Below are 26,105 nucleotides of genomic sequence, written 5' to 3'. Positions count from 1 at the left end.
CACTCGGTTCATAGCCGCCTCCACGACGGAACACCGTCGCGCTATGACGAGGAAAGAGGCCTGCAATGCTCCGGACGTCCGTGGCGCTCAGCGCACGAGGCTATGGCGTACTCCGCTACGCACCCACGAACCTGCTGCTCAACGCGATCCGCACACGGCGCGGCCTGAAGTGGGGCGTCCCCGCGATGCTGCTCGCCGGGGTCTACTTCTACGCCGCGGCGATCTGCACCACGATCATCAACGACGGGGGTCCCGGTTGGCTCTACCTGCTGGTCCTGGTGTTCGTCTGGAACGCCTTCAAGTTCCTTTGGATCGGCCCCGTCAGTCTGATCCAGCTCATAAGTGTCCGTGCGGGGGAGCGTCGCGAACGGCAACCGGTGCCGTCCTCGCGGTGACGCGCAGGCGAGCCCACCGCGCCATAGGGCACTGACCACGACACAGTCGCATTCGGTTGGCGCGTCCCTTCACGGTGTACCGCATCGATTCGGCGTGTCGATGGCTCTGTGATGTCCTTACGAGTAGTATCCGTTACATGCAGGACTTCACGAGCCTGAGCGACGCGGGCCTCACTGACGTTGATCGAGCGCTGCGTCATGAGCGGCTACGTCGCCGTAAGGCGTGGCGTAACTGCGAGCGCTGCGATCAGGCGTTCCTCGGGCGAGGTGATGCGCGCTTCTGCTCGGCTCGCTGTCGAGTCGCCGCGCATCGAGCGGGGAAGGAGTCCTGATGAGTGACACGCTGCGGGTTGTCGCGTCACGTCGGTACGGAACGCTCTCGCCGCTCCGCTATCCGGGAGGAAAGGCGGCGCTCGCTGGCTTCTTTGGCGACATCATCGATGCTCTCAGGGTCGAGCGTGCACGTTATATCGAGCCATATGCCGGTGGCGTGGGAGCTGGGATTGCGTTGCTCCGTGAGGGCATTGTCGAAGAACTGGTTGTCAACGACATTGACCCTGCGGTGTACGCCTTCTGGAAATCTGCGGTCGGAGACAATGCCAGCTTCGTTGAAATGGTTGCGTCCGTCCCACTTACGATCGCTGAATGGCAGAAGCAGCGAGAGATATACAGATCGCGCGATGAGCGAGATTCACTCCGCCTCGGGTTCGCCTTCTTCTTTCTGAACAGGACCAATCGTTCAGGGATTCTGAATGCCGGAGTTATCGGCGGTCAGCGGCAGGAAGGGAGATACAAGATTGACGCCCGCTTCAATCGCGAAACGCTCATCGAACGATTGACTGCGATCGGAGGCTTGGCCGATCAGATCACGGTCTCAGACCTTGACGGCAGGACAGTGATCCAGCGTTACGCTCAGGACGATCGAGCATTTATGTACATCGATCCGCCCTATGTTCAGGCGGGGTCTCAGCTCTACCTCAACGCGTTCGACGGGCGCGATCACGCAGCCCTCGCGGCGATCGTCAATACGGTGGAGAAGGCGCACTGGCTCATGACGTATGACACGGCTCCACTGATTGAGAAGCTGTATCGCGAGCACTTCCAATGCCGCTTGGAACTGACCTACTCCGCGCGGTATCCGGGGCAGGCCGAAGAACTACTCGTTGCATCGCCCGCGGTCGCCGGTGTGGTCAAGGCGTTGCAGGGGCAGACTGTAATGGCGGACGCAACAAGCGCCTGAGCAGCGGATTGACCACCTTCCACGCCTGCCGAACGTCCTCTGCGGTCACTGACGCATCTGCGCTGTGCGCGATGAGATTGAACCACTGGATAGAGCCATGTTTGTGGGCGTTTCCCGACTGTATGGCGCCGATGGTCGATTTGAGAGTCTTCTCCGAGCCATAGGTTTGCGCGACCACTTTGAAAACCGCACTCAACTCGCCTGTCGCGGGCGTTGCAGAGCCCTCGAAATGGACCTTGATGGTGGCTTCGAGAACAGAGCGCAATAGGATCGCGGACGCGATAGGCAAGTTTCCCAGGTTGATCCGTCGTAGCTCGAAGTAGCGCAGTTTGAGGTTCAGTGGTGCGTTCTCGTAGTCGAGGCCAGACAGATCGAGCGTGTCCTTTGTGTCTGGATGGTTCGGTCCACGGCTTCCTGCTCCGCTCGGAGGCTCAGGCTGGGGTGGCGTTGCCCCGCCGGTCGCGCTACCGGGACCGCTTGGAGGCATTCCGTGGCTGACACCTTGCGACGGTCCAGGCGGAGTCGGTGGTGCGGGCGCGGCGGGTGATGGTGTCGGCGTTGCTGTAGTGGGTACACCGTTGAGACGGTCCACGAACGGCTGGTAGGCGTCATCACGCTTCTTGAGCTCCGGAGAGCGGGTGTTGAGCCTTCCAGCGCGAAACTCCCCGACTAGATACTCCAATGCACCGAGCTTCTTCTTTGGAAGTTTCGACGCGATCTTTTCGGGAGTTGAGGACCGAGGAAGCAACATGCCGTCTCTATCGAACTCCACCCCGATCGCAGCCGCGATGTCCTTACTTCGGTACGCGTACTCAAAGGCCGACATCGCCAAGTCGTCGCTGGCGGCGTACTGCCGGAGGGTGTGATCGGAGAATGGCGCAGCGGCAAGGAAGCGTCGCATCACAGCCATCTTCATGAACCTTGCGACCTCGACATCGGGGTACTGCGCCTTGACGTCCTCCACAGTCGTCTGGTCGTCCACGAGTGAGTAGTAGAAGGTTGCTTGTTGGTCGCGGCTCCACCGCTTCTTGGAGATGCCAGTGTGCAGTCGGGCAACGTGCGGGGCGGCGGTCGCGCGATCAGGCGCCACGATCACGCGGATTCGCTCGGGGAGGTTTTCTGCCTCGACTGCGTACCGCTTGAGCAGTGAGCGAACCTCGGCTTCGTGACCAGGCACGATCGTCGGGTCGTAGAGAGCCTTGAGTGCGCTGACGCGCCGGTTGCCTTCCAGGACGATGTACGAAGGCGGCTCGTCCCGTGACTCCGCCGCGATCACGATCGGCACCTCGTTGTCGAAGTAGCCGTCGCGAAGGATCAGCCGCGCCGCGCCGAGGACGTCCTCGGAAGCGAACAGATACTTCAAGGCTCCGGCTTCATCGTCGCGACGAGTCGGGATGCGGTAGTTCTCCAGGTCGAGCAGGAGCCGGCTCAGCTCGACCTCCACGATGGGTAGCTGCTCGTAAGCCATGTCCAGCCTCGTCTCGATGATCCGTCCGGCGATCTACGCCCTCGGTGCCGAACGGACGAGAGCTGTCGTTCAGTCCCAACTGTAGCCGCGCTGTTTCGCGATCGGGCTGAGACACGTCGAGGCGCATCAACCGAAGCTCCTCTGACGCGCGAACGCACGAACTGGTTGCCATAGGCGCCCGTGACGCCGTGACAGTTCTCGACGCGGGCAGGCGCCCAGGCACGGGACCACGGTCATGCAAACCATGCAGCCTGCCGGCGACGCCGCGTGGTCGCGTGAACTGCGGAACCAGACGGAAACGAGGCCGAGCTGCCACTTCGGACGCTTGTACGGAACCTGTCGTCGCGTGTCTTCACGGGACGGCCATGGTGCGTCGCCGCCTGGTACTGACCACAGTCCGTGGGACGATAGGCATGGGAGCCGCCGGTTCCGAGCGGGAGAAGGTCCGTTGATTCACGCTCATCGTCCCGTTGCGAGCCGAGCGCTCAGCTTGCATTGGGGGGGCATGCAAGGAGTAGCCAATGAGGGTCGCGCGCATCCGTATCGGACGTTTCCGGGGTTATCGCCATGCAGCGCTCGTGGTGCCAGAGAACATGGTGCTTGCAGGTGAGCCGCAGGCGGGCCGCACTGACATCGTCGAGGCCCTGCGCCGGGTTCTCGACGCCCGCAGTACTCGGTCCCGCGTGAATCCTCTCGACGTCTACCGACCTGCTGACGGCGATGAAGAGTCCTTGACGGAGGTAGAGGTGACTCTCCTCGACCTCGGGGAGGACCTCGAAACTCTTCTCAGCGAGAATCTGGAAACGTTCGACCGGGCAACCGGGGAGATCGCCACGCCAAGCAACGCGGGCGACGCGGTTCTGGGCGTACGTCTGTGCTATCGCGCACGATATGACCTCGATACGGACACCGGCGAGCACTGGGTCGATTACCCGGCGCGAAGTGATCCCGCTGCCGGTGTGTTCAAGAAGGCGAGCCGGATCGAGCGTGAGTCTCTGCCTGTCCAGTTCGTTGACAGTGCGCCGGCTCTCCAGCTGCGGGCAGAGGGAGTCCTGAGAGCACTCCTTGCTGATGCCGATCCTGGTGGCCTGGACAGCGCCCTCACCGATCTGGATTCGGCCGTCCATGCTGCAACCGGGTCGTTCTCTGAGACGGAGGTGGTCACTAGCGTTCTGGATAAGGTCATTGATTCCGGACCGCAGACTCTCTTCGGTATCGATGACTCCGCCGACATCAGTTTTCTGGCGGATGACGGTTCTATGGCTGCCCTCCTCAGAGCGCTTCAACCAGCGATCTCGATGGGTGCGGCCGGGGCCCTTCCCGTCCGTTCCCAGGGGTCGACTCTCGAGAGTGTGCTCTCGGCCGCTGAAGCCATCGCAGCCGCGCGAGATGCACAATCAGGCGTCGTCATCATCGGCGATGACTTCGGAGATCGCCTTGACGCATCGTCATCTGAACACATGGCGCGGCTCATCCACGTAACGGCAGGGCAAGCGATCCTCACAACGCGCCGTCCTGAGGTAGTACGAGCATTCGATCCCGGTGAGCTGGTTCGGCTCACGGTCAGCCACGGCGAGAGACGACAGCACCAGCTCTCTGCAGTCACGGACAAGACGGGCCGAGTCAACCGGAGGCTCATCCTGGAGCAGCTTCTCGCAGCGCTGAGCGCGAGAACCGTTGTCCTCCTGGAGGGGCCGCTCGATGTCGAGGGGTACGGCGCGCTCGCGTCGCGGCTCTTCCGGAAGACGAACGAACCGCACCACAGCCTCCCCGCTAACGGCATCCGCCTGGTCGCCCCGCCAGGGTCAGACGGAGGAGTTACCCGGCTCCCAGCCATTGCCGAGATCGCCCTTGAACTCGGATTCCACGTCCGAGCGATCGTCGACAATGACAAGCCAGGACACGAAGATCCAGCAGTCGGAGTCCTTGCAGGAATGATCGAACAACTCGTCGTGCTTCCCACTCGCACCGCCGTGGAGGCCGCACTCATCCGCGGCGTACCCGGAGATCAGCTCCGAGAGACGGTCGAGACCCTGGAAGACTTCGGCATGCCCGCCCTGCCACCCGATCTCGGCGACGACGACATCGCGGACCACCTCATCGCGACGAAAGTGATCAAGAAACAGGGGCTAGGGGCAGCCTGGGCTCACGCACTGACACGACAGCCGCCGATCGCGCGGTCCGCGATCGAAGCAGTCTGCGGCGATACGCTCGGACGCATCGACATCCCTGATCTACCATGACATTCGCCCCGCAGAACCCGGAGCAGCAGCGAGTCGTAGCGACGCAGGCCGAACTCACTGTCGTGCTCGGCGGAGCGGGTGTCGGAAAGACGACCAGCGCGCTCGCCGCAGCTCACGCCCATCTTGAACGAGTAGCAGAAAGCGAACCCCACGATCGGGTCCTGTTCCTCTCGTTCTCTCGTTCCTCGGTGGCGCGCATAGCCTCCCGCGCAAATGAGATTCTCGGCCGCCGAGGCTCCCAGGTGGACATCATGACGTTCCACTCGCTCGCGTTCTCCGTGGTCCGGAGATTCGGGAATCTGGTCGGACACGGCGACGCCGTCCTCGTCAGCCCCGCTCGCGAGAAGCTCGGGCTGGCCCAGCACGAGATCGGATACAGCAGGCTCATCCCGCTCACACTCGAAATCGCTCAGGCCGCACCTGCTGTCGCAGAACACCTTCGCACCCGATGGGGCCTCGTTATCGTCGACGAATTTCAGGACACCGGCGATGCGCAGCAAGACCTCCTTCAGCTGATTGCCCGCGACAGCAGGCTGATACTGCTCGGCGACCCGAACCAGTGCATCTACACGTTCCTCGCCGAAGACGGCGTCAGAGTGGAGCGCATCGATGAAGCCTGCTCGGCCGCTGGGACAGAGAACACCATCCTGCTGCCAGAAACCTCCTTCCGAGACCCCTCCGGGATCATCCCGGCCGTCGCCAACGCCATCAGGGGACGCCTGTTCGACTCAGAGGCCATCGCGGCCGCCATCCAGGACGAAAGACTGGTCATCCAAGACGGAATACCACTCTCCGACGAGACCAGTCACGTCGCACGGGTCGTTAGCGAGTTAGCCGCGAAAGATATGGGCGTGGCAGTATTCACGCACCATAACGACATGCTCGCGGCTCTCTCGGATGCACTTGAAGCCGACGGGATCGAACATGAAGTTGCCGGTCTCAGTGACGCGCTCGCCGCCGCCCTCGACGCCCAGACTGCGATGGCGCGATTCCACACCGGCGATGGCACCTGGGGAATTGTTCTCGAAGCGATAGCCGTGTTCCTGACGAGCGCGCAACGTGGGCAGAAGGCGCCCCCCATCGCGTACCAGGTGATGAACGGTTCAGGCCCCACGACCCTGCAAGCTCGCCTGAGCGCTCTTCGAGAGCGTCTCTCCGAGGCGGGGTCCATTCGGGAGGTAATCGAGGTAGCGGCGACGGCACACGACGCGCTCGGACTACCGCAGAAGTCGGGCGCCTGGCAGCAAGCAGCAACCCTGCTCTCGGTGATGTACGCGCGAGCGGCACGCACGAGCAGCGCCCGCGATGACCGTCAGATGGTTGCAGCGATCTGTGCGGAAGCTCGTGAGGCGAGTTACGCGGCGCTCACGGACTCGGCGCTGAGCCCGCGAGAGGTTCAACTAATGAACCTCTACCAGACGAAGGGACGCGAGGCCGACGCAACCGTCGTGGTGTTGCGGGAGGGAGACTTCATGGGCTACGAATCAGAACCGTTCCCCACAACAAGTCGGCTCCTCTACGTGGTCTTCTCCAGAGCCAGACACAAGATCGTCGTGCTGCTCGTGGGCAACAGGTTCCACGCCGCCGTAGCGCCTCTCGCGGCTCTGGCCGCGAACTGAGCTTGCCTACGAGGGGGACCAGAAGGGGACCAGAATCATGCAATCCATGCATCCCGTGACGTGTTCTGCATGATCTGACGCCCGGAATCACGCGGAATCCGGGCAGGCCGAAGCCGTTTGGACGCCTGGGGGTCAAGGGGTCGCAGGTTCAAATCCTGTCAGCCCGACATCGCAAGATCGCCGTTCCACACCTGGTCAGACCCGCTTTCGGTGCACCAGCGGGATCACGTTGGTCGGGGCGTCGGGTCAACCTTCTGGCTGGAGACCAGCAGGGTCTTGCGCGAGTCGCATCAGGTTCAGGATGTCCGGAAGGCTGGCGGGGTCGGCCAGCTTGAGCTTCGCCAGTTCGTCGGGGGCGAACCATCCGAGTTGGTCGTGCTCGTCCGGCGCGGCGTTGACGGGCGTGCCGTCCCAACGGTCCACCAGGTAGGCGTGCAGTTCGATCGTGGGGTCGGAGAACGCCATCGGAACCGGTCGCGGGTCGCGGATCCGGATCCCGAGTTCTTCACGGCACTCGCGGATCACGGCTTGCGCGGCGGTCTCTCCGGCTTCGATGTGGCCACCGACCAGATCCCAGCAGTCGGGATACCAGCGACGGTCCGGGTGCCGATGGGCCAGCAGGATCAGACCATCACGCACCAGCGCCGCGGTGGCGATGGGGATCCGGGGCGGCATGCGAGCATCGTACTTCTTGATCATGGAAGCGCCCGCCGGCCTTAGGAGCGGTTCCAGCAGTTCCATGCCGCGTTGTCGGGAAGGTCGTTCGAGCCGGCGTTCGGCGACACCGAGGGGTGTCGTTCGGTTTGTGGACCGAGCATCCGGGGCCTGGCTGAACCCGCCCGCAACGCCCGGCGCGGTGGCAGACTCGTTCCATGAAGCGGGCAGGCACGATGGCCGTCCTCGCCGGAGCGGCCCTGGTCGTCTTCGGCGGCTGCGCCGTCGCCGAGGAGCCGCCGATTCAGGGAGGCGAGCCGGGGACCTGGGAACTGCTCGACGCTGGCTCGGTGACGGCACGTACGACGGTGCTCCGGCTCGGCGTGACCCGGGTCGACTGCTCCGGCGGTGTCACGGGCAAGGTTCTGGAACCCAAGGTGATCTACGAACAGACCCGGATCGTGATCGAGACCGAAGTGGAGGCCCTCAATCTCAAGGCCGCGAACTGTCCGGGCAATCCACAGGTCCCAACGCGGCTGGAGCTTTCCGAGCCGATCGGCCAGCGCGATCTCATCGACGGCTACTGCATCAAGGGCGAGGCCGTACCGACGAGTTTCTGTGTCACAGCGGTACGGCGACCCGGCCACTGATCGGCTGCTCCGCTCCTGAGACGCTGTACCCATGAGCGGAGTGCGAAATCCGGCCGGCGCGATGGTAGCCGTGATCAGCGACTCGCCCAACGGACCGCGCTATCTGCTGCTGCACAACGCGGAGACGACCGACGAGGGCGACTGGGCGTGGGGATCGCCGTCGGGTTGCCTGGAGCCGGGCGAGACGATCGCGGAGTGCGCGGCGCGGGAGTTGTTCGAGGAGACCGGGATCCGCGCCGAACCCCTTCCGGTGATCACCGACGATGTCGACTGGGCCGTCTTCCGACTCAGGATCCCCTGGGGCACCCCGGTCAGCCTGAACCCGTTGGAACACAAGGGTTTCGAGTGGGTGACCCTGGCGACGGCCCGGCAGCGGTGCCGCCCCGAACGCCAACGCCTCAGCTTCGAGTCCGCGGTCGCCGCGATCGAGGGATCGGGATGACGACCGGCGTTCCGTTGCCGGGCGGATCCGCAGCGAAGCGGCTGGCGATGATCGGCTCGGGCGCTGGTACGACGACCGAGGCCGTGCTCGCGGACGGAGTGCGACGGACCGGCGTCACGATCCACCGGGTCACCGAGAATTACGACGAGGGCCCGATCCTCGCTCAGCTCGAGGTGCCGGTCGCGTCGGGCGACGACGTGGCCGCCCTCCGGAACCGGGTCCAGGCCGCCGAGCGCGAGCTCCTGATCCGCTGGTTGGCGAACTGGGCAGCGGGCGACGGTGACACCGGGGAAGCTTCCGCCGCGACTTCGCGGCCGAATCCTCCCCATTGAAGCGCGATCGACCGGCGGACGGAATAGCACGTCGGAGGTTGGGCGCTGCAGGGAGCATGATCGATGTTGCCGTGGAGGCCGAGACCGTTGAGCCGGCTCCCGTCCTGCCGAACCAGCCGGCCTGGGAACTGGTCCGGCTCCGGCATCGGGCGCTGACTCCGGACGCTCCGGGCGAGGCCTCGGCCGGGCCGGTCTGGACGTTCGTGTTGGAGGGCGTCGTCGAGCTCGCGACCGTGACCGAGCGGTATGTCCTGGACGCCGGTGACGCGGTCCTGCTCGACGCCTTCACGCCGCACCGGCTGTCGACGGCGGCCGGTGCCCGGGTGGCGACGGCGGACCTGCGGCTGGTGGTGCCGCCGTTCCCGGTGCCGAGCCCGCTGCTGGTCCGGGACTTCGCCGGCCGCCACTACGGCGTCGCCGAACTGGTCCGCAGCTGCCCGCTCGGCGGCGAGTGCCGGCCGTCGGCGTTCGCGTCGAGTTACGGCGGGCTGATCGGGGCTTCGATGCTGGCGTCCTGGCAGGAGGACAAGCCATGGGACAACCGCCCCGGGGATCCGGCGGTCGTGACGGTGCTGGCAGCCCTCGTGGCCGAGCCCGGCGCGGAATGGACCGTGGAATGGATGGCGGGCCTCGTACACCTGTCCCGGTCCGCCCTGAACGACCGGTTCCGGAGGGCGTTGGGCCGCAGTCCGGTGCAGGCCCTTCGCGAGGTACGGATGCTGCACGCGCGGCGCCTGCTCGCCGATGTGGACCGGCCGATCGAGCAGATCGCGCACGCGGTCGGGTACGGGTCGACGGCCGCGTTCAGCCGAGCCTTCACCGCCGATCACGGCACCGCGCCGAAGTCCTGGCGGACCCTGTCAGACGCGGGCTGACCGCAGCAACAGGAATCCGATCCCGCTCGCGAGGGCGAGCCCGGCACCGACCAGCAGCACGACGCCGACCGAGGAGCGGTCGAGCACCGCGCCACCGACGGCCGAGCCGAGCGTGATCGCGACCTGGAACGCGGTCACCTGCAGCGACAGTGCGGACTCGGCGCGCTCCGGCTCCACCCGGGTCACCCAGAGTTGCGTCGCCACCGGCACCATGTTGAACCCGACGCCCCAGAGCACGACGCCCACGACCAGGACGACCGGGCCCGAGGCGATCATGGTCAGCACCAGGCCGAGACCGAGCAGCACCGGCGCCGCGACGACAGCGACCCGCAGCCGCCGGGTCAGGGCGCCTGCCGCGAGGTTGCCGACCAGCCCGCCGACGCCCCACACCAGCAGCAGCCACCAGCCGCCGCCCGGCACGATCCGCTCGATCGCCAACCGGATGTACGGATACGCGGCGAAGTTGCCGAACGCGACCAGCACGATGCAGCCGACCCCGGCGAGCAGTCGCCGGTTCGCCAGCGCCCGGCGGAGCATCGCCAGTCCGGCCGAGGGATGGGGCGTGACGGACGGCAGCGTCATGATCACGATCACCGTCGCGACCGCCGCGAACCCGGCCGCGACCAGGAACACCACGCGCCAGCCGGTCACGTCACCGGCCGCCGACGCCAGCGGTACGGCGACGATGGTGGCCACGCTGACGCCGACCGCGAGCGACGCCGAGACGACATGATCACGACCGGGCACCGCCGCGGTTCCGGCGCCGAAGGCGAACGACCAGTAGCCGGCGATCGCCGCGCCGAGGACCAGCCGGCCGATCAGCAGGACGACGAACGACGGCGCGACCGCGACCACGAGATTGGAGAGGGCGGCGGCCACCAGCAGCCCGATCAGGACGACCCGCCGATCGGTCCGCGGCAGCAGCAGGGCGATCGTCGGAGCGGTGAGCGCACCGGCCAGGGCCGTCGCCGCCACCGCCAGGCCGGCGACTCCCTCGCTGACGCCGAGGTCGGCGGCCATCGCCGGAAGCACGCTCGCCGGCAGGAACTCGCTCGCCACCAAAATCGCGATCCCCAGCGCGAGCGCGACGATCGGGGCCCAGGCTGCGACGGGTCGCTCGGACGTGGCGGTCTGCGGTCCGGCGGACGGCGGCTGGCACTGAGTGGTCACGGGCTCCATGATCGGGGCGCATCTGCCCGACCGGTTGATCGTGCGTAGCGTTTCGTTGATCACGACACCGGTCCGCGGATCCCGATCGGCGGCGAACCGCTGGACGAGGCCTGAGTGATCTTCTTACCATGCAGGTCCGTGTCGTGTTGATAACGTTCCGGCGCCACGCTCCTCGGGGATCCGGACATCGGACAGAGGGAGCTGCGCGTGCCACCGGACCTTGTTGATCATGCCCACCCGCGGGACCCGCGGCTGAGTCGCCGCCTGCTGCTGCAGGCCGGTGGCGTCACCGCCGCGACACTGGCCCTCGGGGTGAACGCGCCGGACGCGGAGGCCGAACCGCTGGCCGCCGACCCGTTCACGCTGGGCGTCGCCGCCGGCAGCCCCAGTGATCACGGCATGGTGCTGTGGACCCGGTTGGCGCCGGAGCCGCTGGCGGCCGACGGGCACGGTGGGATGCCACGGGAGGACGTCACGGTCCGCTGGGAGGTGGCCGCCGACGAGGACTTCCGCACCGTCGTCAAGCGCGGCTCGGCGCTCGCGCAGCCGGCGCTGGCCCACTCCGTGCATCCGCAGGTGACCGGGCTCGAGCCGGCGACGACGTACTGGTATCGCTTCCGGGTCGCCGACCGGACCAGCCCGGTCGGCCGCTTCCGTACCCTCCCGGCGGCCGGCACCGAGCCGGAAGAGTTCACCTTCGCGTCGGCCTCCTGTCAGGCCTGGTACCACGGGCATTTCACGGCCCACCGGCACCTCGCGGACGAGACCGACCTCGATCTGGTGATCTTCCTCGGCGACTACATCTACGAGTACGGGATCGTCGACGGCTACAACCTCTGGCGCCAGGGCGCCGCGGTCACCGAGCCGGAGGAGATCGAGACCGAGACGCTGGAGCAGTACCGGCTGCGCTACGCGAGGTTCAAGGCTGATCCGCACCTGCAGGCCGCGCACGCCCGGGCCGCCTGGGTGTTCACCTGGGATGATCATGAAGTCGAGAACGGTTACGCGGCGCAGCACAGCAACGACGGCATCCCGACCGACCTGTTCGTGCACCGGATCGCCGTCGCCTATCGCGCCTTCTACGAGAACCTGCCGGTGTCGATCGACCTGCTGCCCGAGGGGCCGCGCACGATGCTCTACGACAGCTACGATGTCGGCTCGCTGGCCCGGCTGATGTTGATCGACGGCCGCCAGTACCGTGATCGCCCGCCGACCGCCGGCGACCGCGACGACCCGAAGCGGACCATGCTGGGCGAGACCCAGGAACGCTGGCTGCACGAGAAACTGCAGGACTCCACGGCACGCTGGAACGTGATCGGCAACGCGGTCAGCTTCATTCCGGTCCGGCCGACTACCGGGCTCGAATCCTGGGACGGTTACCCGGCTGCCCGGAAGCGGTTGATCACGTCGCTCGACGGGGTGTCGAACCCGGTCGTGCTGACCGGTGACATCCACCGAGCCGTCGCCGCCGAGGTGCCGGCCGATCCCGCCGATCCGGACGGACCCAGGGTCGCGGTCGAGTTGATCTGCAGTTCGATCGCCTCCGACGGCGACGGCGCGGAGACCGACGGCTATGCCGACGACTGGCTGCGCCATCCGTACGTGCACTTCTACCACGCCCGGCGCGGCTACCTGCTGACCAAGATCACGCCGGAGCGGCTGACCGCGAGCTACGTCTGCGTGGACTGGATCGAGGAGGACGACACGGCACCGCGCCGGGTGGCCGCCAGGTTCGCCACGCCGGACGGCACCTCCCGGCTGGACCAGATCGAAGGAGCATCCTGATGGCACGCCCCGATCCCGTCACCGGTCTCAAGATCATCGGCAAGCTGCGCACGATCACGGTCGGCTGGCAGCCGCTGCCCTGGAGCACGGTCGTTGATCACTATCGGGTGTACGGCATCCAGGCCGAAGGGCGGGCCGCCGAGCGGAAGCTGCGCGGGCTGCCCGACGAGCTGCTGCTGGCGAAGTCGGTCTATCCGCGCTGGGAGCACCGCGGCAGATCGGCGGCGGGGGAGACCTGGACCTATCTCGTGGTGACGGTCGACGCCGCCGGCAGCCGCTCCCGCCCCTCCGCGGTCGCGACGGGCAGTTCGACGACGTCGATCAGCCACTCCGGCACCCCGCTCGCGGTCGTCGGCGAGTTCGACGGCCGGACCCTTGAGCTGAGGTACGCCCCGAGCAGCTACGCGTCGATCCCGCCCGCCTACCCGGACGCGGTGATCAACGTCGCGCACGGCCCCGACGCCGCCGAGCGCTGGCCGTACCTGCTGCCCGGGCCGGGCGACGCCTGGGCCGGCCGGAAGAGCTACACGCTGCACTGGACCGTTGACCTGGCCGCGGTCCCGACCAAGCCAGCGCTCGCGCTCTGGCTGGTCGACACCACCCGGCTCGCCGGCCGGCTCGACCTGAAGATCAACGATCAACCGGTGGAACAACTGGAGTTGATCATCGGCGGCACCCAGGGTTCCCGGCAGGGCGACGCGAACCTGCCCGGCAGCCCGCTGATCCCGTCCTACTACGAATTCGAGCTGCCGCCGACGGTCTTCCGGACTGGATCCAACAAGATCACGTTCACGCTGGCTCAGGGCGGCTGGGTGGCCTGGGACGCCGTCGGGCTGTATCAGCTGGACGCCTGATCAGGACCGGCCGAACCAGTCGACAGCCTGCCGGACGATCTCCGTCCGCTGCTCCGGTGACGGAGTGTGACCCTCGGCCGGGAAGGACCGGAACTCGGAGTGGGGGAGCGCGCTGCTCCACCGCGCGTGCGTCCGGCCGGGCAGCCGTCCGGGATCACCGGAACTCATGATCAACACGGGGATCGTGGTCCGGGAGGCCAACGGCTGAAGGGAGATCCGCTGCCACACCTGCGGCACTTCGGTCGGTGAGCCGCTGAATTGCCGGCGCATGATCGCGTTGTCCGTCGCGTACGGATCCACCCCGGCCGGATCCCAGAACGCGGCCGAACGGATCCGGTGATCACGGGCGATCACGTGGCCACCGACCAGCCCGCCCATGCTGAAGCCGAACAGGTGCACCCGGCCCGGAGCGGCGACACCGTCGGCGATCAGCTGATCAAGGCCGGCGATCACATCGTCGTGCGAGGACCGGGCGCCGGGCTCGAAGCGGCCGGCGGCGCGCTTGGCCGCGAACCCGAGGATCCCGCTGTCGCGGTAATCGGGCGCGAACACGGCGAAGCCCGCGCGCAGCCAGGAGTCCAGCGGCACCGCGTACGAGCTCAGCGAGGCCTGCAGCGTCATGTTGTCAGGCCCGCCGTGCAGGTCGATCACCAGCGGGTACGGTCCGGGGCCGGGCGGAGTGAGCAACAGCCCCTCGACCTCGTCCGGTCCGGACCGCCAGCGGATCAGCCGCGGCGGCCGCTCCGGCCACCAGTCGGGGCCGTCCTGCAGGGACGTCCAGGCGGCGCGGCCGGCCGGCGTGGTCAGGACGACTGCCGGCCGGGTGGCGAGGTCCCCCCAGACGCTCAGCAGTCCGCCACCCGGAGCGGGGGCGGGGCTCGCGTGGACACCTTCCGGCGGCGCGAGCCAGCGTGGAGCGGACCCGTCCGGACCGCAGCCGGCGATGCCTCCACGGATGCCCTGCAGGGCGGCGACGGCGACCACCGATCCGTCCGGCGACCAGGCCGGTGCCGCTCCCGTACTGCGTAGATCCTTGTCGGGCAAGGGAAAACCAGGGCTTCCCCGATCGAGGAGGCCCAACCGGAAGGTGTACGGCCCGGGCAGCACGGTGTGCTGGAACGCCAACCGCTCCGGATCGACCGGCGAGGGGACGACGGCATCCACCCAGCCGTCGACCGCGGGCATCCGGTCGACCGGGCGGCCGCCGGAACGGTCGATCAGCAGCGGCCGCCGGACGTCGGGCGCTTCCAAGATCACGCCGGGCAGCCGGGACGAGGAGCTGCGGACGAACCCGATCGAGCCGGCCAGGGAGACCGGGGAGCGAAGGGGGTCGGGGTCACGGTGCAGCAGCCGGGCCGGCCCGACGGCCGGCAACGACCACAGCTCCCGCCCCTCGACGATCGCGACGAACCCGTCCCTGTCCCAGGCCGCGTCGGACACCGGCCCCGGCGCGGGCACCGGAACACCGTCCATGATCAAGATCCCGGAGTCGATCACGGTCACCCGCCCGACCGGTCCGTCGATCACCTGCCCGGTGCCGTCGGCCAGCAGCCGGCCGTCCGGCCAGCTCAGCATCCGCCAGCCTGACGGCTCCTGAATGACGACCCGGTCCGTACCCCGGAACCGCACCGTCGCTCGACTCCGCATCACGCCAGCCTAACCATGATCAAGAACGCAGCGACCGGGCCGGCCTCCCTTGCGGAAGGCCGGCCCGACTCGTGGTTTGCAGTGCTACGCCTGGCGCGGCGCGGCACCGTCGATCGACGGCTCCACCACCGACTCGGGCGTCTCGGGCCCGGACTCGGAGTTGGTGTAGCGGCGGACCAGCGTTTCAAGATCAACACCGGTGGTGTTCTTCAACATCTCCAGGGTCTGTACGACACCGTTGGTGACCTGCTTCGGCATCGCGCCGGCACCGTCGGTGGAGATCACGGTGAGCTTGTCGATCGTGCCCATCGGGGCGGCGACCTCGCGGGCGACCTGCGGCAGGACCTCGATCAGCATCTGCAGCACGGCGGCGTCGTTGTACGCGGCGAAGGCGGCGGCGCGCTTGTCCATCGCGTCCGCCTCGGCCTGGCCCTTGGCCTGGATCGCGGCGGCTTCGGCCTCACCCTCGGCCCGTACCGCGTCGGCCTCGGCGATTCGCCGGGCCTTCTCGGCCTCACCGCGCTTGGCGCCCTCGATCGCCTCGGCCTCGGCCAGCGCGGCCCGGCGGGACTTGTCGCCCTCACCGGTGACCCGTGCCTTTTCGGCCTGAGCCTCGGCGTCCGCGATGGCGGCCGCCTTGCGGGCCTCGGCCTCGAGGATCTCCGCGTTGCGGCGACCCTGGGCCTCGGTCTCGACTCGGTAGCGCTCGGCGTCGGCCGGCTTGCGGACCTCGGTGTCGAGCTGGCGTTCCTTCAGCGCGGCCTGCCGCACGGCGACCTTCTCCTGCTCGGTCAGGATCGCCTGGTCCCGGTCGGCCTGGGCGAGCGGGCCCGACGCCGCGGCCTGCGCCTGGGCGGCGTCGGTCTCGGACTTGATCTCCGCCTGCTTCAGCGCCAGCTGGCGGTTGGAGATCGCGATCTGCTCCTCGGCCCGCAACTGGGCCTGCTCGGCCTCCTGCCGGGCCGCGGCCTCGGCGATCGCTGCCACCTGACCGATCCGGGCTGCTTCCGGCCGACCAAGATCGGAAAGGTAGCTGCCCTCGTCGGTGATGTCCTGGATCTGGAAGGTGTCCAGGACCAGGCCCTGGCCGGTCAGTGAGGACTCCGACTCGTCGGCGACACGCTGCGCGAACGCGGCCCGGTCCCGGATGATCTGTTCCACCGACAGGGAACCGACGATCGAGCGCAGCGAACCGGCGAGCGTCTCCTGGGTGAACGTCTCGATCTCGTCCTGCTGGCTGAGGAACCGCTGGGCGGCGGCCCGGATCGAGTCCTCGTTGCCGCCGACCTTGACGATCGCGACGCCGTCGAGGTTGAGCTTGATGCCCTGGCCGGACACGGCGCCACGGATCTGCACCATGATCCGGCGGCTGGACAGGTCGAGCACGTGCAGCTTCTGGACGAACGGGACGACGAAGATGCCGCCGCCCATGACGACCTTCTGGCCGGACAGGTCGGTCGAGATCTCCCCGGTCTCGACATTCTTGACCGGCTTACCCTTGCGGCCGGTGACGATGTAGGCCTCGTTCGGTCCCGCGACCTTGTAGCGGGACGCGACGAGGATGGCGAGCAACACCAGGACGGCCACCAGGCCGATGATGGAGATCACCGCGGACGGTATTACGAACATGATCAACTTCTCCCATGGTTCAGCCGTGCCACCGACACCGCGGTGGCGGAGAGCACGGCTGTGATGTACACAGACGCACCCGCTTCGATGGGTTCCACCGAGCGGGCGTTGAGCTTCGTGATCTGACCGGCGGCGACGATCCGCACCTCGCCGTACCCGTCGGTCGGGATCGGGTTGATCACCACGGCCTGCCGGCCCACCAGAGCGGGGGTACGGACCGTCGAGTGATCACCGCCGCGGCGCAGCCGGAGCGACAACCAGCCGGCGCCGAGCCCGACCAGGACTCCCGCGACGATGCCGCCGCCGATGGCCCAGCCGAGACTGTCGGACAATCCCAAGATCAACGCGCCGACGAAGCCGAACGCGCCGAGCAGGCCCGCGAGCCCGGCCCCGGACAGCAGATCGCCGGCGAAGTCGAACAGTCCGTCGAGCAGGTCGCCGACGACCAGGAACAGCAACAACAGGGCAACGCCGACACCGCCGATGATCAGGAAGACGATCACGGCTGACCTACGCGCCAGTGCGGCGGGGCGGGACCATGCCGGAATCCTAGGGGCATTCAGGTCAGCCCGGGGGACCGGATCGACGGATCGGGGCGAACCGTTATGCTCTCAACTCCTCAGACAAGTTGTCGTGGACTTCCGAAAGGCGGCGATCATGGCGCGACCCGAGCGTGAGCCACTGGCACGGCGCGCCGCCGCGCAGTTGCTGGACCGGGTCCGGGCGGGCGAATGGGAGCTCGGTCGGAAGCTGCCGGGGGAGACCACGCTGGCCGCCGAGCTCGGCGTCGGCCGCTCGACGGTACGGGAAGCGATCCGCGACCTGGCCGGCCGCGGCGTGCTCCAGCCGCGCCAGGGTGCCGGCGTGTTCGTGACCGCCGTCGACGTACCCGAGGACTGGGACGCGGTGCTCCGCCGGGCCGGGATCCGGCAGGTGATCGAGGCCCGGATCGCGATCGAGGCCGAGTCGGCGGCGCTGGCGGCTGAGCGGCGCACCCCGGCGGACGTACGGAGACTCAGGCGAGCCCTGGCCGAGCGGGAGGAGGCCGACCGGGCGACCGGCAACGACGGAGTCGCCGGTCTCGTCGATGCGGACCTGGCCCTGCACCGGGCCGTCGTCGCCGCGGCGCACAACGTGATCATGGTCGAGTTGTACGACGGCTTCGTGCCGCGGCTGCGGCAGGCCATGATCGAGCTGCTCCGGCTGCACCCGCGCCGGCGCGCCGTTGATGATCATCCCGAGCACGCGGCCCTGGTCGCCGCCGTGATCGACCGGGATCCCGACGCTGCGGCGCGGCTGAGCCGAGCCCACCTGGACACTTTGAAGGAGACCCTCGCGTGACCGAAACGATCTTGGCCCTGCGCGACGTGACGTTCCGGCGCGGCACGACCCAGATCCTGGACGGGATCGACCTGACCGTACGGCCGGGGGAGCACTGGGCCCTGCTCGGCCCGAACGGCGCCGGCAAGAGCACCGTGCTCGGGCTGTGCGGGGCGCTGACCCACCCGACCACCGGCACCGTCGAGGTGCTGGGCCATCGGCTCGGCCGGGTGGAGCTCCAGCGGCTGCGCCGTTCGATCGGTCACGTCGATCCGCGGCACCCGCTGCGGTCGCCGCTCGCCGTCGCGGACGTCGTGATCACCGGTCTGACCGGAACGGTCGAACAGCCGTTGCGCTGGAGCCCGACGCCGGAGCAGCGGCGGCGCGCTGCGGAGTTGATCAACCTGGTCGGGCTCTCCGACCGTTCCGAGGCCCGCTGGACCACGCTCTCCCAGGGTGAGCGCGGCCGGGTGCTGATCGCGCGGGCCCTGATGGCCGGGCCGCGGCTGTTGCTGCTCGACGAGCCGACCACCGGGCTGGATGTTGCCGCTCGGGAGCAGCTCCTGGAGACGATCGACGACCTGGCCCGGTCCGGCGGTGATCTTGCGTCGGTCCTGGTCACGCACCATCTCGAGGAACTGCCGGAGACGACGTCGCACGCGCTGGTGATCAGCCAGGGCCGGGTCGTGTCCGCCGGGCCGATCACCGAGGCCGTGACGACCGCGACGATCAGCGCCGCGTTCGGTCACCCGATCAAGGTCGACCGCGTCGACGGCCGCTGGACGGCGCGGGCGGTCCGGGCCCGGCCGAACCGCGACGCAGCCTGACCGCACGAGCAGTCGGGCCGGCCGGTCAGGAGTTGGAGATCGCCAGCCATTCGTCGAGCTTCGACGCGATCAGGCCGGCCCGGCGGCGCGGGTCGTTGCCGTCCATGATCTCCGCATCCGCAGGGTCGGCGCGCAGATAGACGCCCGAAGTCCGCGTGTTCAGGAGCGGATCCTTGTCGGAGCGGGTGATCCAGTAGCCGGTGGCCCGGTCGGCGGACTCGAGCCGGATCTCGGCGGTGCCCTCGAGCCGCGGCGCGTCGGGATGCCGGGGCCGCTCGCCGTTCCAGTAGTAGAAGATGCCCGAGGGGTCGCGCAGCTCTCGGGCGGCCACGCTGTGGTACCGCACCGAGAGGGTGCCGTCCTGCTGCCAGCCGGCCCCGTTCAGCTGCAGCCCGCGACGACGATCGCGGGAGATCCGCAGCAGGCTCACCGCGGACGGCTCCTGCTCCGTACGCAGCGTGAGCGAATGCTGCCACCAGAGCCCGTCGATCTGCGCCAGTCGTCCCTCGGCGCCCATCGCGGTGCGAAGCTTCCGGACGATCTCGTCGACCTCACCCGGCGTCGTACCGGAATAGCGCACACAGGTGAGGCCGAGCAGGTCGGTCGGAAGCTTGGCGCCCTCGGCGTGCAGGATGAAGGTCCGCCGCATCCCGATCACGCCACCGAACAGGCCCGCCTCGAACACGACGTTGTCGCGCGGAGCGGCCATCCCCGAGTTGTCGCCATGGCTGGTCCAGTCGTCCTGGGCGAAGATGAACGCCGCGAAATCGACCTCGCCGGTGAGTTCGACGAGTCGCTCGAGCGTCGACGTACCGGGGTTGAACACGATCGTCCACGGCTCCACGTCGGCGACGTCCTGGAGACCCGCGGTCAGGGATTCGAGCAGCTCCGCTTGTTGCCCGGACGATCCCAGGAAGATACGAGGCTTGGTCACAGCGGAATCCTATGGCGCGGTGCCCGATTGCAGGCCCAGTCGAACCGGATTCGATGATCAGTGAGTCCAGCGACGGCTGGGAGAATCGTACGGTGATCTCCTTCAGCCAGTATCCGGAGCCCGACTACACCCTGGTACACCTGAGTGACACCCACTTCCTTGCTGATCATGGTCGGCTGTTCGGCCAGGTCGACACCGACCGCGGGCTGCGGCGGGCGCTGGACCGGCTCCGGGACGAGCTCGGCCGGGCCGACCTGATCGTGATCACCGGCGACGTCGCCGACCGGGGCGAGCCTGACGCGTACGAACGGGTGGCGGCGGTCGTCGAACCGGCCGCCGCGGAGCTCGGGGCCGAGCTGCTCTGGGTGATGGGCAACCATGACGAGCGCCGCCCGTTCTCGTCGCGGCTCTGGGGTACGGAGACCGACGAGCCGCTGGACCGCACGCTCATGATCGGCGGGCTGAGGGTGATCGCGCTGGACTCGACCGTGCCCGGGTATCACCACGGCGAGCTGACCGATGATCAACTCGGCCGGCTCGCCGCCACCCTGGCCGAACCGGCACCGCACGGAACGATCCTGGCGCTGCACCACCCGCCGCTGCCGACCCGGGTGCGGCTGATGGGCCTGGTCGAGTTGCGGGCCGCGGACCGGCTGGCCGAGGTGATCACCGGCACCGACGTCCGCGCCATCCTGGCCGGCCACCTGCACTACTCCACCTTCGGCACGTTCGCCGGCATCCCGGTGTCGGTCGCCGCCGCGTCCTGCTACACGATCGATCCGTTGCCCGGCGAGCGGCGGTTCGACGGCGTCGACCGGAACCATGCCTTCTCCCTGGTGGACGTCTTCGCCGATCGGATCGTTCACTCGGTGGTGCCGATCGACTCCGCCGAGCCGGTCTCCGCCTACTCGGCCGACTACGTGGCCGAACTCGCGGCGATGACGCCCGCGGAACGCGACGAGGCCTTCTCCCGCAAGGCGCCCTGACGCTCAACCTCGCTGCACGAACCGCTCCGCGACGTCGGCCTCGACCGGGCGCAGGGTCAGCCGGAGCAGCCCGGCGAAGGCCCAGCCGGTCGCCAGCAGTACGGCCTCCGAGGTCAGCAGTACGGTCGCGACGGCGACCACCAGCAGCGCGGCCAGCCCGAGCGTCGGCCGCCACCGGGCCAGTTCCGCCGCCGCTACCCGCAAGGCGTCCCGGGTCCGGAACGAGAAGTACGCCGTCACGGCGAGCAGGTGGCCGGACCAGAGCGCGAGAGCGGCGAGCAGGACCAGGCAGACCGGCCGCAGGGTCTGGCCGCCGGGCACCGTGTCGGCGTACCCGAGGTTGACCGTCAGCACGGCGGCCACGGCCAGCACCGGCAGCCACCATTTCAGCGTGTCCACCAGGTTGATCCGTAGTCCGCGCCAGAGCGCCCGGCCGGGGTTCAGGTCGGGCGCCCGGGACCAGTCCCGCTGCGCGTACAGGGCCGCGGAGAGGGCCGGCGCGACCGGCGCCAACGCCGCGACGAACGGGATCGCGTTCGACACGCTCGGCTCGAGCAGTATCCACATGATCATGGTCGGCGCCCCGAGCAGGGCCAGGAACAGGCCGAGGACGAGATAGCGGTAGACGAACGCGGCGACCCGGGCGAGGGTGCCGCGGCCGATCTCGTCGGCCCGCTCGGTCATGATCACGACACCCCGTCGCCGGCGCCGTCGAGGGGATGCAGCGTCGCCCGCGCCACGAGTTCCCGGTCCACCCCGGCGGCGCGTTCGGCCCCGACCAGGGTCCGGCGCACCACGGCGTGGTGGTCGGCACTGGACCGCGCGATCCGCAACTCGACATCGCCCGGCTCGACGATCCGCTCGCCGTCGAGGCCGATGAAGGAGGTCAGGTCCGCGTGCAGCGCGAACTCGACCCGCACCCGGGCGCCGGGCTCGAGCGACACCCGCTGGTACGCGACGAGGCGCTGGTCCGGCCGGGTCACCTGCGCGACCGGATCGTGCAGGTAGACCTGGACCACGTCGTCGATCCGCCGGTCGTGGGAATTCTCCAGCGTGACCGCGATCGATGTGGTCCCGTCGACCGGCCAGTCGGCGCCGGCCTCGGCAACCGGGTGCCAGCGCAGCGAACCGTACGAGAGCCCGTGGCCGAACGGGTACAGCGGGGTCGGGTCGAGGCCGGAGACGCCGGACCGCAGGCCGAGCGGGGGAGTGAGATAGGTGCCGGGCTGTCCGCCCGGGTCGCGCGGGACGGCCAGCGGCAGGTGGCCGCTCGGGTTGACCTCACCGGTGAGGACCTCGGCCACCGCCTGCCCGCCGCGCTGCCCGGGGAAGAAGGCCTGGACGACCGCGGCGCACCGGTCGGCGAGCGCGCCCAGCGCGTACGGCCGGCCGGTCAGCAGCACCAGAACCACCGGAGTGCCGGTCGCCAGCACGGCCTCCGCCAGCGCCTCCTGCTCGCCGGGCAGCCGCAGGTCGGCGGCGTCGGATCCCTCGCCGGAGGTGCCGCGCCCGAACATCGCCGCCCGGTCGCCGAGGACGACGACCGCCACGTCGGCTTCGCGGGCCAGGTCGACGGCCGCCGCGAATCCCTCGCGGCCGCGGTCGCTCACCGTACAGCCGGCCACCGGACCGGTCACCTCGCGCCGTGCGGCGAGCTCGCCGTACACGGTGGGAATATCGATGCCGAGCCCCGAATCCGGATGCTTCACCCCGACATGGGACGGGAAGGAGTAGCACCCGAGCATCGCGTACGGATCGTCGGCGAGCGGCCCGATCACCGCGAGCCGGCAGCCCGGCGCCAGCGGCAGGGTCTCGTCGTTGGCGAGCAGGACGACCGACTCGCGGGCCAGCCGGAGCGCGAGCTCGCGGCCCCGGTCGCTGTCCAGGTCCACCTCGTCGGCCGGGGCGGGATCGTAGTCGGCGTCGATCAGGCCGAGCGCGATCTTCTGTTCGAGCACCCGCTGCACCGCGCGGTCGACCAGTGCCTCGTCCACCTCCCCGGACCGGACGGCCGAGACGAGCGGCTCGCCGTACGCCGAGACGGTGGGCAGTTCCACGTCGATCCCGGCCCACAGGGCGCGGCCGGCGGCGGCGCCGTCCGTACCGGCGACCCGGTGCAGGGTGCGCAGGAACGTCACCGCGAAGTAGTCGGCGACCACGACCCCGTCGAACCCCCAGGTCCCACGCAGCAGATCTGTCAGCAACCGCCGGTCGCCGGCGGCGGGCACTCCGTCGACCTCGGCGTAGGAGTTCATCACCGACCGCGCCCCACCGAGCCGCAGCGCCATCTCGAACGGGAGCAGGAAGACCTCGGCGAACTCCCGCGGCCCGGCCGCGACCGGTGCGTGGTTGCGGCCGGCCCGGGAACCGGAGTAGCCGGCGAAGTGCTTCAGCGTCGCCACCACGCCCGTGCTCTCGAGCCCGTCGACGTACGCGGCGCCCAGCGTGCCCACCAGATACGGGTCCTCCGCGATGGCCTCCTCGACCCGCCCCCAGCGGTAGTCCCGGACCACGTCGAGCACCGGCGCCAGCCCCTGGTGGACACCGACCGACCGCATCGTCGCGCCGATCTCCGCCGCCATCTCCCGGACCAGCTCCGGGTCGAAGCTGGCGCCCCAGGCCGGCGGCACCGGATAAGCGGTCGCACCCCAGGCCGCGAAGCCGGCCAGACACTCCTCGTGCACCTGCGCCGGGATGCCGAACCGGTTGGCCGCCATCACCTGCCGCTGGGCGCGGGCCAGCGACCGGGCGCCGAGCCGGGGATCGACCGGCTGCGTGCCGAACGGACGGGTCAGCTGCCCGAGACCGTCCTCGACCACCTCGGCGAACGGCGGCACGTTCTGGGTCAGATCACCCTGGTGCGGCGCGACATCGCCGCCGGCCGCGTCGGCGCCGACCCAGATCCCGACCAGCTGGCTGGTCTTCTCCGCCAGGGTCATCTCCGCGACGAGGGCGGCGGCACGTTCGGCGACGCTGAGGCCGCGGTCGTGCCAGGGGGCGCCGTTCGGGTCGGTCGCGGCATCCGGGCGGTCAACTGACATGGTGATCTTTCCGTTCCTGTGTGCGGGTCTGGTCGGGACTGCTGCTCCGTCAGCCCTTGATCGATCCGAGCATGACGCCCGAGACGAAGTAGCGCTGGACGAAGGGATAGATGCACAAGATCGGGATCACGGTGAGGATCATCGTCACGGCCTGGATGTTCGACGACACCATCGCGGTCGTCGTCCCGGCCGCCGCGGCACCCTCGGACGCCGTCGTCGAGGCGCCGGCGATCAGGTTCCGCAGGAACAGCGTCACCGGGAACAGCTCACTCTTGTCGAGATACAGGAACGCCGCGAACCAGTCGTTCCAGTAGGCCACCGAGTAGAACAGCACCATCGTCGCGATCACCGCCTTCGACAGCGGCAGTACGATCCGGACGAAGATCCCGAACCAGCCGAGCCCGTCGATCTGCGCCGCCTCCTCGAGATCCTTCGGCAGGCTCTCGAAGAACGCCTTCATCACCAGCAGGTTGAACACCGAGATGGCGCCCGGCAGCACGATGGCCCACATCGTGTTCTTCATCCCGAGCGCGGAGATCAGCACGTAGTTGGGCACCAGGCCGCCGTTGAAGAACATGGTGAACACGGCGATGCCGATCAGGACGCCCCGGCCCCGGAGGTGCTGCTTCGACAGGACGTACGCGTAGGTGGTGGTCAGCGTCATGGCGATGGCGGTCCCGACCACGGTGTAGATGACCGTGTTCGCGTAGTTGCGCCAGAACGTGCCGTTCGACATCACGGCGACGTAGGTGTCGACGTTGAAGCCGACCGGCCAGAAGCTCACCTGCCCGGCCTTGATCGCGCCGGCCGAACTGAACGACTGGGCGAGCACCGTGATGAACGGGTAGAGCATGATCACGCAGAGCAGGACGAGCAAGATCAGGTTCAGCGCGGTGAACGCACGATAGCCGCGACTGTCCTTGACCGCGGCGCTGCGGGTCTTCAGGTTGATCACCACAGGCTCGTCCCCACCACTCGGCGCGCGATGAGATTCGCGGACAGGACCATGACGAGACCGATCAGGGCCTGGAACAGCCCGATCGCGGCCGCGTAACTGAGGTTGTTCGACATCAGCCCGACCCGGTAGAGGTAGGTCGAGATGACGTCGGCCGTCGAGTACGTCAACGGGTTGTACAGCAACAGCACCTTCTCGAACCCGACATTGAGGAACGCGCCGATGTTCAAGATCAACAAGGTGATCATCACCGGGCGCAGCCCAGGCAGCGTCACGTGCCAGGTCTGCCGCAGCCGCCCCGCCCCGTCGATCTTGGCCGCCTCGTACAGCGCCTCGTCGATCGACGTCAGCGCCGCGAGATAGAGGATCGTGCCCCAGCCGAGGGTCTGCCACAGCTCGGAGCCGACGTAGATGGTCCGGAACCACTCCGGCCGCTGGATGAACGCGACCGGCTCGCCGCCGAAGGCCTCGACGATCTGGTTGACCGTGCCCTGCAAGGACAACAGTTGCAGCACCATGCCGGCCACGATGACGATGGACAGGAAGTGCGGCAGGTAGGTGATCGACTGGACCACCCTCTTGAACGCCTTCTTCCTGACCTCGTTGAGCATCAGCGCCAGCACGATCGGCAGCGGGAAGCAGACGATCAAGGTCGTGCCACCGAGGATCGCGGTGTTGGCGAAGACCTTCCAGAACGAGGGGTCGCCGATGAACATCTCGATGTAGCGCAGCCCGACCCATTGCTCGCCGAAGATGCTGCCGCCGGGCCGGAACCGGCGGAACGCGATCACGTTGCCGAGCATCGGCCCGTACTTGAAGATCACGAAGAAGATCAACGGGAGCAGGGCCAGCGCGTACAGCTGCCAGTCGCGCCGCACCGCCTGCCGCCAGGTCCGCCGCCGCGGCCCGACCGGCCGGGGTGGGTCGAGGATCTCCGGTCCGGGCCGAGCCGCCGGATCGGCCGGCGGGTCACCGGCCCCGGACCGGGATGCCGGATCCGTTCGTAGGGTCGCCATGGGTCGCTCCGCGCCGCCGGCGG

At 68.5% G+C, this 26,105-nt stretch carries 24 protein-coding genes; 13 read left to right on the top strand and 11 right to left on the bottom strand.

Going from position 1 to position 26,105, the window contains the following annotated elements:
• Window positions 1-65 precede the first annotated feature (65 nt).
• Window positions 66-395: a hypothetical protein gene (locus tag BKA15_RS01260; RefSeq protein WP_026529636.1), complete on the top strand. Its 330-nt coding sequence runs from the start codon at window positions 66-68 to the stop codon at window positions 393-395.
• Window positions 396-726: 331 nt separating this feature from the next.
• Window positions 727-1,635, top strand: coding sequence for a DNA adenine methylase (locus tag BKA15_RS01255; protein WP_102209892.1), 909 nt, complete (start codon window positions 727-729; stop codon window positions 1,633-1,635).
• Here BKA15_RS01255 and BKA15_RS01250 read toward each other — a convergent pair.
• Window positions 1,586-3,103 carry a hypothetical protein gene (locus tag BKA15_RS01250; protein WP_026529634.1) on the bottom strand — a complete coding sequence of 506 codons (1,518 nt, stop codon included), beginning with the start codon at window positions 3,101-3,103 and terminating at the stop codon, window positions 1,586-1,588. The two genes, BKA15_RS01255 and BKA15_RS01250, sit on opposite strands and share 50 nt — an antisense overlap.
• A gap of 521 nt (window positions 3,104-3,624) precedes the next feature.
• On the opposite strand from BKA15_RS01250, the gene BKA15_RS01245 reads away from it, so the two are divergent.
• Window positions 3,625-5,346, top strand: coding sequence for an OLD family protein (locus BKA15_RS01245; RefSeq protein ID WP_051619731.1), 1,722 nt, complete (start codon window positions 3,625-3,627; stop codon window positions 5,344-5,346).
• Window positions 5,343-6,965 carry a UvrD-helicase domain-containing protein gene (locus BKA15_RS01240; protein WP_036542739.1) on the top strand — a complete coding sequence of 541 codons (1,623 nt, stop codon included), beginning with the start codon at window positions 5,343-5,345 and terminating at the stop codon, window positions 6,963-6,965. Before BKA15_RS01245 ends, BKA15_RS01240 begins: the two co-directional genes overlap by 4 nt.
• 246 nt (window positions 6,966-7,211) lie before the next feature.
• Here the strand turns inward: BKA15_RS01240 and BKA15_RS01235 are convergent, their stop codons facing one another.
• The gene (locus tag BKA15_RS01235; protein ID WP_246322239.1) at window positions 7,212-7,706 is read right to left on the bottom strand and encodes an NUDIX domain-containing protein; all 495 of its coding nucleotides are present in this window, start codon (window positions 7,704-7,706) and stop codon (window positions 7,212-7,214) included.
• Window positions 7,707-7,837: 131 nt separating this feature from the next.
• On the opposite strand from BKA15_RS01235, the gene BKA15_RS01230 reads away from it, so the two are divergent.
• Genes BKA15_RS01230 through BKA15_RS01215 form a run of 4 tightly spaced genes read left to right on the top strand, consistent with a single transcriptional unit; the run spans window position 7,838 to window position 9,918 of the window.
• Window positions 7,838-8,269 (top strand): hypothetical protein, encoded by a 432-nt coding sequence (locus BKA15_RS01230; RefSeq protein ID WP_179747787.1) that lies wholly within the window; start codon window positions 7,838-7,840, stop codon window positions 8,267-8,269.
• A gap of 31 nt (window positions 8,270-8,300) precedes the next feature.
• Window positions 8,301-8,711, top strand: a complete 411-nt coding sequence (locus BKA15_RS01225) for an NUDIX domain-containing protein (protein WP_312878783.1) — start codon at window positions 8,301-8,303, stop codon at window positions 8,709-8,711.
• Window positions 8,708-9,043 (top strand): formyltransferase family protein, encoded by a 336-nt coding sequence (locus tag BKA15_RS01220; protein ID WP_179747786.1) that lies wholly within the window; start codon window positions 8,708-8,710, stop codon window positions 9,041-9,043. The genes BKA15_RS01225 and BKA15_RS01220 overlap by 4 nt, the downstream gene beginning before the upstream one ends.
• A gap of 56 nt (window positions 9,044-9,099) precedes the next feature.
• On the top strand, window positions 9,100-9,918 hold the full coding sequence (locus BKA15_RS01215; protein ID WP_179747785.1) for an AraC family transcriptional regulator: 819 nt from the start codon (window positions 9,100-9,102) through the stop codon (window positions 9,916-9,918).
• On the opposite strand, the gene BKA15_RS01210 is transcribed toward BKA15_RS01215, so the two are convergent.
• Window positions 9,904-11,088 carry an MFS transporter gene (locus BKA15_RS01210; protein ID WP_218871003.1) on the bottom strand — a complete coding sequence of 395 codons (1,185 nt, stop codon included), beginning with the start codon at window positions 11,086-11,088 and terminating at the stop codon, window positions 9,904-9,906. The genes BKA15_RS01215 and BKA15_RS01210 overlap by 15 nt on opposite strands.
• Window positions 11,089-11,295: 207 nt before the next feature.
• Here BKA15_RS01210 and BKA15_RS01205 point away from each other — a divergent pair, with 207 nt between their 5' ends.
• Window positions 11,296-12,873: an alkaline phosphatase D family protein gene (locus tag BKA15_RS01205; protein ID WP_179747784.1), complete on the top strand. Its 1,578-nt coding sequence runs from the start codon at window positions 11,296-11,298 to the stop codon at window positions 12,871-12,873.
• Window positions 12,873-13,727: a hypothetical protein gene (locus BKA15_RS01200; protein ID WP_179747783.1), complete on the top strand. Its 855-nt coding sequence runs from the start codon at window positions 12,873-12,875 to the stop codon at window positions 13,725-13,727. The genes BKA15_RS01205 and BKA15_RS01200 overlap by 1 nt, the downstream gene beginning before the upstream one ends.
• On the opposite strand, the gene BKA15_RS01195 is transcribed toward BKA15_RS01200, so the two are convergent.
• From BKA15_RS01195 to BKA15_RS35170, 3 genes are all read right to left on the bottom strand, one after another.
• The gene (locus BKA15_RS01195; RefSeq protein ID WP_179747782.1) at window positions 13,728-15,374 is read right to left on the bottom strand and encodes a S9 family peptidase; all 1,647 of its coding nucleotides are present in this window, start codon (window positions 15,372-15,374) and stop codon (window positions 13,728-13,730) included.
• 84 nt (window positions 15,375-15,458) lie between these two features.
• The gene (locus BKA15_RS01190) at window positions 15,459-17,003 is read right to left on the bottom strand and encodes a flotillin family protein (protein WP_179747781.1); all 1,545 of its coding nucleotides are present in this window, start codon (window positions 17,001-17,003) and stop codon (window positions 15,459-15,461) included.
• 2 nt (window positions 17,004-17,005) lie between these two features.
• On the bottom strand, window positions 17,006-17,506 hold the full coding sequence (locus tag BKA15_RS35170) for an NfeD family protein (protein WP_179747780.1): 501 nt from the start codon (window positions 17,504-17,506) through the stop codon (window positions 17,006-17,008).
• A 154-nt stretch (window positions 17,507-17,660) separates the two neighbouring features.
• On the opposite strand from BKA15_RS35170, the gene BKA15_RS01180 reads away from it, so the two are divergent.
• Together BKA15_RS01180 and BKA15_RS01175 are read left to right on the top strand one after the other, a co-directional pair.
• On the top strand, window positions 17,661-18,344 hold the full coding sequence (locus tag BKA15_RS01180; protein ID WP_179747779.1) for a FadR/GntR family transcriptional regulator: 684 nt from the start codon (window positions 17,661-17,663) through the stop codon (window positions 18,342-18,344).
• On the top strand, window positions 18,341-19,150 hold the full coding sequence (locus BKA15_RS01175; protein ID WP_179747778.1) for an ABC transporter ATP-binding protein: 810 nt from the start codon (window positions 18,341-18,343) through the stop codon (window positions 19,148-19,150). The genes BKA15_RS01180 and BKA15_RS01175 overlap by 4 nt, the downstream gene beginning before the upstream one ends.
• A 25-nt stretch (window positions 19,151-19,175) precedes the next feature.
• On the opposite strand, the gene BKA15_RS01170 is transcribed toward BKA15_RS01175, so the two are convergent.
• Window positions 19,176-20,084, bottom strand: a complete 909-nt coding sequence (locus tag BKA15_RS01170) for a TIR domain-containing protein (protein WP_179747777.1) — start codon at window positions 20,082-20,084, stop codon at window positions 19,176-19,178.
• A 53-nt stretch (window positions 20,085-20,137) separates the two neighbouring features.
• Here BKA15_RS01170 and BKA15_RS01165 point away from each other — a divergent pair, with 53 nt between their 5' ends.
• Window positions 20,138-21,070 carry a phosphodiesterase gene (locus BKA15_RS01165; protein WP_179747776.1) on the top strand — a complete coding sequence of 311 codons (933 nt, stop codon included), beginning with the start codon at window positions 20,138-20,140 and terminating at the stop codon, window positions 21,068-21,070.
• 3 nt (window positions 21,071-21,073) lie between these two features.
• On the opposite strand, the gene BKA15_RS01160 is transcribed toward BKA15_RS01165, so the two are convergent.
• The 4 genes from BKA15_RS01160 to BKA15_RS01145 are packed head-to-tail and all read right to left on the bottom strand — an operon-like array spanning window position 21,074 to window position 26,082.
• Entirely contained in the window at window positions 21,074-21,760 is a 687-nt protein-coding gene (locus BKA15_RS01160) for a DUF624 domain-containing protein (protein ID WP_179747775.1), read from the bottom strand.
• Window positions 21,757-24,111, bottom strand: coding sequence for a beta-xylosidase/alpha-l-arabinosidase (locus tag BKA15_RS01155; protein WP_179747774.1), 2,355 nt, complete (start codon window positions 24,109-24,111; stop codon window positions 21,757-21,759). The genes BKA15_RS01160 and BKA15_RS01155 overlap by 4 nt, the downstream gene beginning before the upstream one ends.
• A gap of 49 nt (window positions 24,112-24,160) precedes the next feature.
• A complete protein-coding gene (locus tag BKA15_RS01150) occupies window positions 24,161-25,066 on the bottom strand; it encodes a carbohydrate ABC transporter permease (protein ID WP_218871002.1) in 906 nt (301 codons plus the stop codon).
• Window positions 25,063-26,082, bottom strand: coding sequence for an ABC transporter permease (locus BKA15_RS01145; protein WP_179747773.1), 1,020 nt, complete (start codon window positions 26,080-26,082; stop codon window positions 25,063-25,065). Before BKA15_RS01145 ends, BKA15_RS01150 begins: the two co-directional genes overlap by 4 nt.
• Between the last annotated feature and the right edge of the window lie 23 nt (window positions 26,083-26,105).

The organism is Microlunatus parietis (genome assembly GCF_013407955.1).
GTDB classification, from domain to species: domain Bacteria; phylum Actinomycetota; class Actinomycetes; order Propionibacteriales; family Propionibacteriaceae; genus Microlunatus; species Microlunatus parietis.
Note: the sequence above shows the minus strand (reverse complement) of the source record. Positions and strands in the feature narration are given on the sequence as shown.

Excerpts from the sequence above, each read along its gene's own strand:
- BKA15_RS01195 (WP_179747782.1), bottom strand. The coding sequence starts at position 15,374 with ATGCGGAGTCGAGCGACGGTGCGGTTCCGGGGTACGGACCGGGTCGTC.
- BKA15_RS01245 (WP_051619731.1), top strand. The coding sequence starts at position 3,625 with ATGAGGGTCGCGCGCATCCGTATCGGACGTTTCCGGGGTTATCGCCAT.
- BKA15_RS01225 (WP_312878783.1), top strand. The coding sequence starts at position 8,301 with ATGAGCGGAGTGCGAAATCCGGCCGGCGCGATGGTAGCCGTGATCAGC.
- BKA15_RS01250 (WP_026529634.1), bottom strand. The coding sequence starts at position 3,103 with ATGGCTTACGAGCAGCTACCCATCGTGGAGGTCGAGCTGAGCCGGCTC.
- BKA15_RS01165 (WP_179747776.1), top strand. The coding sequence starts at position 20,138 with ATGATCAGTGAGTCCAGCGACGGCTGGGAGAATCGTACGGTGATCTCC.
- BKA15_RS01220 (WP_179747786.1), top strand. The coding sequence starts at position 8,708 with ATGACGACCGGCGTTCCGTTGCCGGGCGGATCCGCAGCGAAGCGGCTG.
- BKA15_RS01155 (WP_179747774.1), bottom strand. The coding sequence starts at position 24,111 with ATGTCAGTTGACCGCCCGGATGCCGCGACCGACCCGAACGGCGCCCCC.
- BKA15_RS01235 (WP_246322239.1), bottom strand. The coding sequence starts at position 7,706 with ATGGAACTGCTGGAACCGCTCCTAAGGCCGGCGGGCGCTTCCATGATC.
- BKA15_RS01180 (WP_179747779.1), top strand. The coding sequence starts at position 17,661 with ATGGCGCGACCCGAGCGTGAGCCACTGGCACGGCGCGCCGCCGCGCAG.
- BKA15_RS01215 (WP_179747785.1), top strand. The coding sequence starts at position 9,100 with ATGATCGATGTTGCCGTGGAGGCCGAGACCGTTGAGCCGGCTCCCGTC.
- BKA15_RS01190 (WP_179747781.1), bottom strand. The coding sequence starts at position 17,003 with ATGTTCGTAATACCGTCCGCGGTGATCTCCATCATCGGCCTGGTGGCC.
- BKA15_RS01260 (WP_026529636.1), top strand. The coding sequence starts at position 66 with ATGCTCCGGACGTCCGTGGCGCTCAGCGCACGAGGCTATGGCGTACTC.
- BKA15_RS01255 (WP_102209892.1), top strand. The coding sequence starts at position 727 with ATGAGTGACACGCTGCGGGTTGTCGCGTCACGTCGGTACGGAACGCTC.
- BKA15_RS01230 (WP_179747787.1), top strand. The coding sequence starts at position 7,838 with ATGAAGCGGGCAGGCACGATGGCCGTCCTCGCCGGAGCGGCCCTGGTC.
- BKA15_RS01200 (WP_179747783.1), top strand. The coding sequence starts at position 12,873 with ATGGCACGCCCCGATCCCGTCACCGGTCTCAAGATCATCGGCAAGCTG.
- BKA15_RS01145 (WP_179747773.1), bottom strand. The coding sequence starts at position 26,082 with ATGGCGACCCTACGAACGGATCCGGCATCCCGGTCCGGGGCCGGTGAC.
- BKA15_RS01240 (WP_036542739.1), top strand. The coding sequence starts at position 5,343 with ATGACATTCGCCCCGCAGAACCCGGAGCAGCAGCGAGTCGTAGCGACG.